Here is a 10,203-nt window from a genome sequence, read left to right as displayed (position 1 = left end):
CTTGCGTCCATCGCCGGTCTCCTTCCCGGCCAACAGAATCCCGCTTGGTTACCAGAGCGTTAACGATTCATGATTCCGCCCTGCGATGTCGGCAACCGACGTCTTATGGTAGCCGATGCGGCGAAAGTGCTCCTCCGCCACCTCCAGAATGCGCCGGCGCACCTCGTTTCGATCAAGTGGCTTTCGAACCGGGCGATCCATCGATGTCTCCAGTGCTGATGCCCCCCTTCGCGGCTCGCGTGGACAGTCATCGGCAGACGGCAAGATCGTGCAGGGAGCTTGCAAGTTTCAGGCAAAGCCAGCGGGCAAGAACTTGAACCGTCTTTTCCGACAACAGTGCCCTATTCGGCAGCCATCGCTGTTTGCAATTCCGGTTCTTCGGTCGAAGCATGATCGGCTTCATCCGCAGTCGGCTTGATCCGGAACCACGCGGCATAAAGAGCGGGAAGGAAGAGCAGGATCAGCACCGTGCCGGCCGCCGTGCCGCCGATCAGTGTGTAGGCCATCGATCCCCAGAACACGGAGTGCGTAAGGGGGATGAAAGCCAGCACGGCGGCGAGAGCGGTCAGGATGACGGGCCTCGTGCGTTGCACGGTGGCCTCGATGACGGCGTGATAGTCGTCAAGACCGGCAGCACGGTTCTCCTTGATCTGTTCCGTCAGGATCAGCGTATTGCGCATCAAGATGCCGGCCAGTCCTATAAGGCCCAGAATGGCGTTGAACCCGAAAGGCTGGTTGAAGGTGAGCAGCATGGGCACGACGCCGACGAGCCCAAGCGGTGCCGTCAGCACGACCATGAACATCGTCGAGAAGGATCGTACCTGCAGCATGATGACGATCAGCATGGCGGCGATCATGGCCGGGAAGATCTTGCTCAAAGCAGTGTTGGCCTTGGTCGCCTCCTCGATTGATCCACCCATTTCGACGCGATAGCCGGCCGGAAGGGAAGCGATCAGCGGCTGCAGGGCCGTCATGATCTGCTTGGAGACCTCTGGAGGCTGCGTTGCCTCATTGATATCCGAGCGGACCGTGATGACCGGCAGACGATCGCGGCGCTTCAGGATCGGCTCTTCCAAGCGGACCTCCGAATGACCGATCTGGTCGAGTGGAATCTGGCGGCCGTCCCGGCTCATCAGCGAGAAATCCGCCAGACGCGACGGATCCAGCCGCTCAGCCCCAGCGCTGCGCGCCACGATCGGGACATTGCGAATGTCCTCGCGGACCTGTGTGACCGGAATGCCGGTGAGCAGGAACTGCAGCTGCTGGGCCACCTCCGCAGGTGACAGCCCGATGAGGTTCAGCCGATCCTGGTCAGGAATGAAGCGCAGTACGGGCGTGCGGTTGCCCCAGTCGCGGTTGGCCTGTCGCACGTCCGGGACGCCTCGCATGATATCGAGGGCCTTCTCGGAGATGCTATAGAGTTGCGCGGGATCAGGCCCGATGACCCGGAACTCGACAGGAAACGGTGTGTAGGGTCCGAACACAAGCTGTGTGACGCGCACATTGGCCTCGGGAGCGAGCCCCTGCGATACCGCGTCCCGGAGCCGGTGCTTCAACGCCTCGCGCGCCTCGGCGTCCGGGGTCAGCACGACGATCTTGGCAAAGGCGGGATCAGGCAGTTCCGGCGCCATGGCGAAGAAAAAGCGCGGAGCGCCCTGACCGACGTAGCTCGTCACGATCTTGGCTTCGGGCTGGCCGTCCAGCCAATGCTCGAGCTTCTCCACTGTGGCGGTCGTGGTCTCCATGCTGGTGCCTTCCGGCAGGCGAACCTCGACCAGCACTTCGGGGCGGTCGGATGTCGGGAAGAATTGCTGTTTCAGGCTGCCCATACCGACAACCGAAAGCGCGAAGACGATGGCGACGACACCGCAGGTCACGAACTTGTGGCGCACGGCAAAGATGATGAGCCGCCGTAGGCGCCGATAGTTCGGTGTGTCGTATATGGCGTGAACGCCGCCTTCGACCGGTTTGATCGCGGGCAGCATCTTGACGCCAAGGTAGGGCGTGAAGACCACCGCGACGATCCAGGAGACGATGAGAGCGAACCCCACGACCCAGAAGATGTTGCCGGCGTACTCGCCAGCCGTCGAGCGTGCGAAGCCCACGGGCAGGAACCCAGCGATCGTCACGAGCGTTCCCGACAGCATCGGCGCCGCGGTATGGCTCCAGGCATAGGCCGCCGCCTTGATGCGATCCATGCCTTCTTCCATCTTCACCACCATCACCTCGATGGCGATGATGGCGTCGTCCACGAGAAGACCGAGCGCCAGGATGAGGGCGCCGAGCGTGATGCGATCGAAGAACCGGCCGGTCTCCAGCATGATGAGGAACACGGCGGCAAGCGTCAGCGGGACGGCGGCCGCCACGACGATGCCGACGCGCCAGCCCATGCTGAGCAGGCTGATCAGCAGCACGACACCGAGCGCCATCGCGAACTTCAACATGAACTCGTCGACCGCCGAGGTGATGTTGACGGCCTGGTCGGACACCTTGTCGAGCGTTATCCCAAGCGGCAATGTCCGTGCGATGGCCGCCGTCCTGTCCTCCAGCGCCTTGCCGAGCGCGCGACCATCCCAACCCTCCTGCATAACGGCCGCGAGCATGATGGTGGGCTCGCCCTGGCGTCGGATGAGATAGGTGGGAGGGTCCTCGTAGCCGCGGCGGACCTGTGCAACGTCGGAAAGCTTCAGCGTCCGCCCCCCGGCAACGATCGGCGTGTCGGCGATAGCCTGGACACCGTCATAAGCGCCGTTGAGCCTGATGAAGACCTGCGGCCCCTGAGTATCGATCGAGCCCGCCGGCGTGACGGTGTTCTGCCTTTGCAGGGCCGCGACGATATCTTGTGCGGACACGCCGAGGGTTGCCAGCTTGGCATAGGAAAACTCGACGAATATCTGCTCCGGACGTTCACCGAGTATGTTGATCTTCTTGACGCCGGGCACGTGCAGAAGATCCTGGCGAATGGTCTCAGCCTGCCTGGCCAGCTCACGCATCGGCATGCCTTTGGCCTTCAGCGCATAAAGGGCGAAGCTCACATCCGAATATTCGTCGTTGACGAAGGGGCCGTAGACGCCGGGCGGCAGGTTGCGGGCTTCGTCCCCGAGCTTCTTGCGGGCCTGGTAAAATTCTTCCTGCACGGCGGATGGCGGCGTGCTGTCCTTCAGCGTGACCGTCATATAGGCGTATCCCGGCCGCGTGGTCGTCTCGACCCGATCGTACCAGGTGAGCTCCTGAAGCCGCTTCTCCAACGGCTCGGCGACAAGGTCCTGCATCTCGCGGGCCGTCGCGCCCGGCCATGCCGTCGTGACCGTCAGGGTCTTGATGGTGAAGTTGGGATCCTCCGCCCGCCCGAGCATAAGGAATGCGTAGGCGCCAGCCGCCACGAGCAGGAGGATGAAGAACAGGGTGACGGCGCGTTCGCGAACGGCGATCGCTGAAAGATTGAGGTTCATTGTCAGTTGCTCCCATTTTCGGAAGCAGTCCTGACGCGAGCGCCCTCCTGCAAAAGATGAGCGCCGAGCGAGACAATTTGATCGCTGGAACCCAATCCGGAGATCACGGCGGATTCGCCTGTCACACGAACAAGCTTGACCGGTTGAAAGTGTACGGTCGACGTGCCGTTGTCCAAGACCCAAACGCCGGTCTTCTTGCCGTCGTCGAGCACTGCCCCAAGCGGCACCTGGACTTCCGGCTGAGTTGCCTGGGTTGCAAGGCGAATGGTCACAGTCGCGCCAAGCGGCGCTGCCGCTGCCTCACCGTCAAGCACATAGCGGGCCTCATAGGTGCGGGTCTGGGCATCGGCGGAGTTGGACAATTGTCGCAGATGTGCCGCATGGCGTTGCTCATCACCCCCGTAGACGCTGGCCTCGGCCACGGAGCCGATCGCCGGCCGGATCGTTTCGGGAAGCGCGACCACAGCTTCGCGGGGGCCGGCCTGGGCAACACGAACCACCGCCTGGCCGGCAGAGGCGACCTGACCCGGCTCGCCAAGCGTATCGACCACTGTTCCATCGGCATCCGCCACCAGGACCGCATAGGTCGCCTCATTCTCCGCGACTTTCGCTTCCGCTTCGGCGGCGGCGAGCTGGGCCGTGGCGGTATCCATTGCGGCCTTCGCCTGCTCGTACCGCTGCCGGGGGACCCATCCATCTTTCAGCAGATTGGCGTATCGCCGTTCATCCGGCTCGGTCTGGGCGACGATCGCACGCGCGGCGACAACGGCATTATGCTTTGCAGTGAGCGCGAGACGAAGGTCGGTGTCGTCGATCCGCATCAACGGCTGACCGGCTTTTACCTGCTGACCGACATTCACGAGCCGTTCGATGATCTTGCCGGGAACGCGGAAGCCGAGATTGCTCTCCACCCTGGCCCCTATGATGCCCGTGAAGCTGCGTTCGGAACCGCTCACCTGGGCTGCCGCCGCCAGCCTGACGACGGGCGGCTCCTGCCTCGGATCGCTCGCGGCGGAAGCTTCCTTCGCGGAATTGGCGAATGTGGCGAATGCCGTCGCCGCTGACACCACGATCAACCCTGATCCCGCGATCAGGATCGCGCCCAGCATAATTACCGGTCTCTTTTTCATGCCCATCGCCCTACGTCGAAATAGATTGCGTTCATTCTCTATGCTGTGTCCTGCGTCGCCCGAGATTCTGCGGACCATCTTCGTATCCCCTTGTTAGATTGTGGTCGAACTCTATACCATTTAGATTTCGTGCACAATCTAAAAAGACGACATATTCGGTCTGCGGCAAACCGCCACACCGCTCACGTGGCGAGCATCCGTCCCGCATCTCCTCTTGATAGATTGCGTTCGGTCTCTAACTGAGATATAGATTTTGTACGCAATCTAAATATGGAGATGATGATGCGCGTAAGTCGCGTTCAGGCTGAGCAGAACCGGCAAACCGTGATCGATGTGGCCAGCCGGCTTTTTCGGGAGCACGGCTTCGATGGCATCGGCCTCAAGGATCTGATGAAGGGCGCCGGGCTGACCCAAGGCGCTTTCTACAAGCAGTTCGCATCGAAGGAGGACTTGGCGGCACAGGCATCTAGCCGGGCGATGGAACATGCGACCAGCAGATGGTCGGGTGCTATCGCTGCGAAACCGGAGGATCCGCTTGGCGCGGTGATCGACCTTTATCTCAGCACGGGGCATCGCGAAGAAAAGATGGACGGCTGTCCGGTTGTTGCCCTCGGCTCGGATGCTGCCAGGCAGGGGAGCGACGTCAAAGCATCGTTCGAATCCGGAATCAGGGAATACCTCAAGATGTTGGGACCATGGGTCGGCGAGGCCGGTGGCGCGCAGCCCGGCCGCAATGCCATGGCCATTCTCTCGACGATGGTTGGTGCGGTCGTCCTCTCGCGCGCGGTCAACGACCCGGACTTCGCCAAGGCCTTTCTCGATGCGGCGACCGATCAAGTGCGCAAAGCAGTCGCGGCTTGAAGGGCATGCACAGCGCGACCGACACGCCCAAGCCATAGGAGAATGGATGCGACGGATTGTGGTTACGGGCGTAGGAGCGGTCACGCCGCTGGCCGCCAATGTCGAGGCGTCGTGGTCGCGTCTCCTGGCCGGTCGCTCCGGGGTCCGGAAGCTTCCGGACGATATGGTGAGCGACTTGCCGGCGAAGGTCGGCGGCGTGGTCCCCTGCGTGGAAGAAGACCCCGAGTCCGGCTTCGATCCCGATATGATCTTGGCTCCGAAGGACCAGCGCCGGGTGGATCGCTTCATCCTCTTCGCACTGGCGGCTGCGGATGAGGCGCTTGCCCAGGCGAGATGGGCACCCGTGTCGCAGACAGATCGCTTGCGTACGGCGACGATCATCGCTTCGGGGGTTGGCGGCTTCCCGGCGATAACCGAAGCCGTGCGAACAGTTGATCAGCGCGGTGTTCGCCGTCTTTCACCCTTCACGGTGCCATCCTTCCTGGTGAACCTCGCGGCGGGCCACATCTCGATCCGCCATGGCTTCAAAGGCCCGCTCGGCGCGCCGGTCACGGCGTGCGCGGCCGGCATCCAGGCGATCGGCGATGCGGCTCGCCTCATCCGCGCCAATGAAGCCGATATCGCCGTATGCGGCGGAACCGAGGCATGCATGAATGTCGTCAGCCTTGGTGGTTTTGCAGCGGCACGCTCTCTTTCGACCTCCTTCAATCATCGTCCTGATCAAGCCTCTCGTCCATTCGACACGTCACGCGACGGTTTCGTCATGGGCGAAGGAGCCGGCGTGCTGGTGATCGAGGATTTGAACCATGCGCTCGCGCGCGGCGCCAAGCCGCTCGCCGAACTCGTCGGCTATGGCACGACGGCGGATGCACACCACGTGACTTCCGGTCCCGAGGATGGCGATGGCGCGCGCCGTGCCATGGAGATCGCAATCGCCCAGGCTGGCATCTCGCCGCATGAGGTTCGTCATCTCAATGCGCATGCGACCTCCACGCCGGTGGGCGATCTCGGAGAGATGGCGGCAATCAAAAGCGTCTTCGGCGGGGATTTCAATATCGCCGTCAGCGGCACGAAGTCGGCGACCGGGCATCTGCTCGGAGCCGCGGGTGGGCTTGGCGCGATCTTCACCATCCTGGCGCTCAGAGACCAGGTAGCCCCGCCCACTCTCAATTTGAGCGCTCCCGATCCGGCCGGTGACGGTATCGATTTCGTCGCAAGCCAGGCCCGGCCATTGGCGATGGTTTACGCGATTTGCAACGGCTTCGGCTTCGGAGGCGTCAATGCCAGCGCCTTGTTCCGGCGCTGGGACGACGAAACTGGCCGGCGCGCGGCCTGACTGAGACCACCTTGTCCTCATTCCCGACATACACAAAGAAGAGAGCTGAAATGCTGACCTCGCCCAGACCCAACCTTCTGCAGATATCGGACACGCTTACTCTGCGTTATGAAAAGACCGGCAATGGGCCACCATTGGTCCTTATGCATACGATCCGCACGCAGCTCGAGTACTTTCGCGGTTTGGCACCCCTGCTCGCCGAGTCGTATACGGTGTATGCCATCGATCTCCCTGGACACGGTCATTCGCCGATCGACCCACTCGCGCCCTTCGATGAGCCGTATTTTAGGCAAGGCGTCATCGGCTTCATCGAGAAGCTCAACCTCACCGACGTCACGCTTGTGGGCGAATCGATCGGCGGTGCATTGGCTCTCACGGTCGCGGCGGCAATTCCGCAACGGGTCAAGCGCGTCTTCGCCAGCAATCCCTATGACTACGAAACCCGTTACGGAGATGGACTCCGACGTGGCAACTGGCTCGCGAATTTCATCATCGGAAGTTTGCAAGTCCCAGTTCTAGGCCCATTCAATGCCTGGATGGAAAACCAGATGGTACTCGGCAAGATCATGGGCGGTGGATATCACGATCCGCGCAAGCTTCCTTCCGACCTTCTCGCCGAGTTCGGCCGCGTCGCGAAGCGCCCTGGATACAAGCGCATCGCTCGCAAGGTGCTCGCAGGCTGGCGATCCTGGTCCGCGGCGCGGGACTGGTATCGGCTCGTCTCTGCACCCGTGACGCTCATCTATGGCGACAGCGATTGGTCGCGCCCCGACGAGCGCGAGCGGACCCGGGCACTGCTTCCCAACGCGCGCATGTTCACACTCAAGAACACTGGGCACTTTTCAGCGGTGGAGAATCCATCGGAACTGGCACGCATCATACTGGGATCTACGGGTTGAGCTGGGTCCTCAGCGTCGTTCCACAAATAACTCTGTTGATAAGTATCCTATTACAGTTTGGCGTCGTATTCCCAAAATGAAAGATGAGTACCGATAGGCAACTTGGCTTGGGGACTCATGAAACGGTTTCTTGTTGGCGCCGCAGTGCTTGCCTTGAGTGTTGTGGGCGCGGATATTTCTGCTGTCTCTTATATTAGCGGAAGTGCAGGGATAGTAGTGTTCGCGCAGGAGAGCCGGGGCTCTTCCGCGGCCACAGGAACATCTGCTGCCGGCTTCGGCAATGGCGGCGCGGCACTGGGATCAGGCGCACAGCCGGCAGGTGGCACGCCAGCGTCGGGCACTGCGGCGCCGGCGGCGGGAGATGCAGCATCAAGTGCGGCAACCGACAGCCCGGATGCGGCGGCCAAGGTTGGCGCCAAGCCGGTGGATGCCAAGGCGACAGATACCAAGGCTGCGGATGCCAAGAGCAGCGGCAAGGCGGCCAAGACGACCGACACGGAGGCCGCCCCCGAGGCGCCGGCCGTTGCAACTACGCTGGCGACCACGACCAGCGGCGATCCAGAAGCCATTGGCACGCCGAAGGTTGATCTGCCGAAGAGTTCGGGTAACGGCAATCTGGGCTATTCCATCGGCATCGATGTGCCTGCCTTCCATGGCGTCGAGCCGCAGATCGCGCTGAACTATAACTCATCCCGCAAGAGCAAGCTTGGTGGCCTTTATCAGGGCTGGCTCGGCTATGGATGGGGGCTCGATGGTCTCGATGTAATCGAGCGGGCCACGCCGGGCTATGGCATGCCGGCCTACGATGCCAACGACATCTATCTGCTCGACGGCCAGGCGGTGGTCGCGTGCGTTGCCGGGATGGTCTCGCCGTCGTGTGCGACCGGCGGCACGCATGCGACCGAGAACGAGAGCTACCGCCGCGTTGCGCTGAACAGCAGCACCAATGAATGGAAGGTGACCGACAGGGATGGCACTGTCTCGACCTTCCGCTCGGTGGCGGCGGTTGCCAATTTGACGCCAACGGCCGGCACGCCGGCCTATGACCTTGCCATGAGTTACCGCTGGCTGCTGACCTCGGTCACCGACACCAACGGCAACAGCGTTTCATACAGCTACACTTGTCCGGCCAGCCCGGTCTGCTATCCCGACAGCGTCAGCTACAACGGCACCATCGTAAAATTCTACTACGAGACCCGTCCCGACCTGATCCTGATGGGCAATGGCCGCGACATCTCTCTGACCAGCCAACGCATCAAGACGATTGGCATCACCGTTAGCGGCGCGGTGCGCGGCGCCTACAAGCTGACCTACGATCAGGCACCGTTCTCCAACGCCTCGCGGCTGACCGCAGTGACGCGTCACGGCACGGATGCAACGGTCGCAGCCGACGGTACCATCTCTGGAGGTACAGCGAAGGTGCTTGGGCAGATGACCTATCAGAATACAGATGGGATCTATGGAGCGGTGCCGGCCTCATTAGTAGGCGCGCTTGGAAACGTGTCGTCGCCGCGGGAAGTTGGCGATTTAGATTTCGATGGTCGAGATGAAATCTTTGGTGACTATATCCAGCGTGTGAACACTTGCACTCACAATCAAGGTCCTTGCCCTTCTTTGCAGCGGACTAAGTACATTTACAAATTCAATTCGAATGGCGCACAGTCAGCTACAATATCTCTGCCCCTCGATACATTGCGAGGCTGGAACACAGACCCCAACCCTCCGGAGTATTTTTCCCAGTCAGGGCGGTTCCTGGCCAGCAAGAACACAATGGATTTCGCTGACTCAGCCATTCAACCTTATGTCAATGGCGCCACCGGTCAAGTTACCTATACGGCAACCAAATCGATCATCAAGACAGACGCTTCGTTGGGTTTGACGAAATCGACCTGCGTGCCTGCCGGCTATCAAGCCATCTGCGACGCCCTGCCGACTGGCACTGAACCCGAGAACCGAGCGATTGCTGCCGACGCAGTCGGCGGCGGGGTCGATACGCTGAACGTCAACGGATCTTCTTCCCGCCTCAAAGGCATTGGCGACTTTCTTGGCAATGGCCGACAAGAACCGATCTACTGGGGCAGCGGCGGAACGATCAAAAAGGGAGTCCTATCCAACGGAAGCTGGCAAAGCAGCGGGGCTTCATTCTCGATCAGCTGCCCGAATACCGAGTACTCGGGTTTGGGTACCTGTGCTTTTGCCGACATTAATGGCGACGGTGCGACCGACATCTTCATCTACAATGGTACCAACGGTAACTCGAATCTGTATTTGTCGACCGGTGCAGGGTTCAAGACCTACTTGGTTTCGTCGATGGCGGGCGTGTCTGCCGTTCTGCGCGACTTCGACAATGACGGTCGGATGGACGTGATCACGGTTGGCGGCACTTTGACAAGTCAGTCTTACAGAACTGGCACCGTCCGGGCCTTTTCCTTGCGCCCCTCCAGGGCGGAATCATGAATCGTTAACGCTCTGGTAACCAAGCGGGATTCTGTTGGCCGGGAAGGAGACCGGCGATGGACGCAAGC

At 61.3% G+C, this 10,203-nt stretch carries 6 protein-coding genes and 1 pseudogene; 4 read left to right on the top strand and 3 right to left on the bottom strand.

The annotated features are described in order from the left end of the window. Positions 1 to 81 precede the first annotated feature (81 nt). The 3 genes and pseudogenes from NKJ89_RS34975 to NKJ89_RS34965 all read right to left on the bottom strand — a co-directional run. A pseudogene (locus NKJ89_RS34975) lies at positions 82 to 201 on the bottom strand (TetR/AcrR family transcriptional regulator); the annotation flags it as partial. A gap of 140 nt (positions 202 to 341) precedes the next feature. Further along, positions 342 to 3,452 carry an efflux RND transporter permease subunit gene (locus NKJ89_RS34970; RefSeq protein ID WP_352608976.1) on the bottom strand — a complete coding sequence of 1,037 codons (3,111 nt, stop codon included), beginning with the start codon at positions 3,450 to 3,452 and terminating at the stop codon, positions 342 to 344. 2 nt (positions 3,453 to 3,454) lie between these two features. Beyond that, positions 3,455 to 4,582, bottom strand: a complete 1,128-nt coding sequence (locus NKJ89_RS34965) for an efflux RND transporter periplasmic adaptor subunit (protein WP_352608975.1) — start codon at positions 4,580 to 4,582, stop codon at positions 3,455 to 3,457. A 282-nt stretch (positions 4,583 to 4,864) separates the two neighbouring features. Here NKJ89_RS34965 and NKJ89_RS34960 point away from each other — a divergent pair, with 282 nt between their 5' ends. The 4 genes from NKJ89_RS34960 (at position 4,865) to NKJ89_RS34945 (ending at position 10,135) form a co-directional block, all read left to right on the top strand. Then, entirely contained in the window at positions 4,865 to 5,443 is a 579-nt protein-coding gene (locus NKJ89_RS34960; protein ID WP_352608974.1) for a TetR/AcrR family transcriptional regulator, read from the top strand. Between the two features lie 46 nt (positions 5,444 to 5,489). Next, a complete protein-coding gene (fabF, locus tag NKJ89_RS34955; RefSeq protein ID WP_352608973.1) occupies positions 5,490 to 6,779 on the top strand; it encodes a beta-ketoacyl-ACP synthase II in 1,290 nt (429 codons plus the stop codon). A 50-nt stretch (positions 6,780 to 6,829) separates the two neighbouring features. Continuing rightward, positions 6,830 to 7,678, top strand: coding sequence for an alpha/beta fold hydrolase (locus tag NKJ89_RS34950; RefSeq protein WP_352608972.1), 849 nt, complete (start codon positions 6,830 to 6,832; stop codon positions 7,676 to 7,678). A 117-nt stretch (positions 7,679 to 7,795) separates the two neighbouring features. Next, positions 7,796 to 10,135 carry an FG-GAP-like repeat-containing protein gene (locus NKJ89_RS34945; protein ID WP_352608971.1) on the top strand — a complete coding sequence of 780 codons (2,340 nt, stop codon included), beginning with the start codon at positions 7,796 to 7,798 and terminating at the stop codon, positions 10,133 to 10,135. Positions 10,136 to 10,203: the final 68 nt, after the last annotated feature.

The organism is Mesorhizobium sp. M0047 (assembly GCF_040323315.1).
Lineage (GTDB): Bacteria > Pseudomonadota > Alphaproteobacteria > Rhizobiales > Rhizobiaceae > Mesorhizobium.
This window is presented reverse-complemented; position numbering and strand designations above follow the sequence as displayed.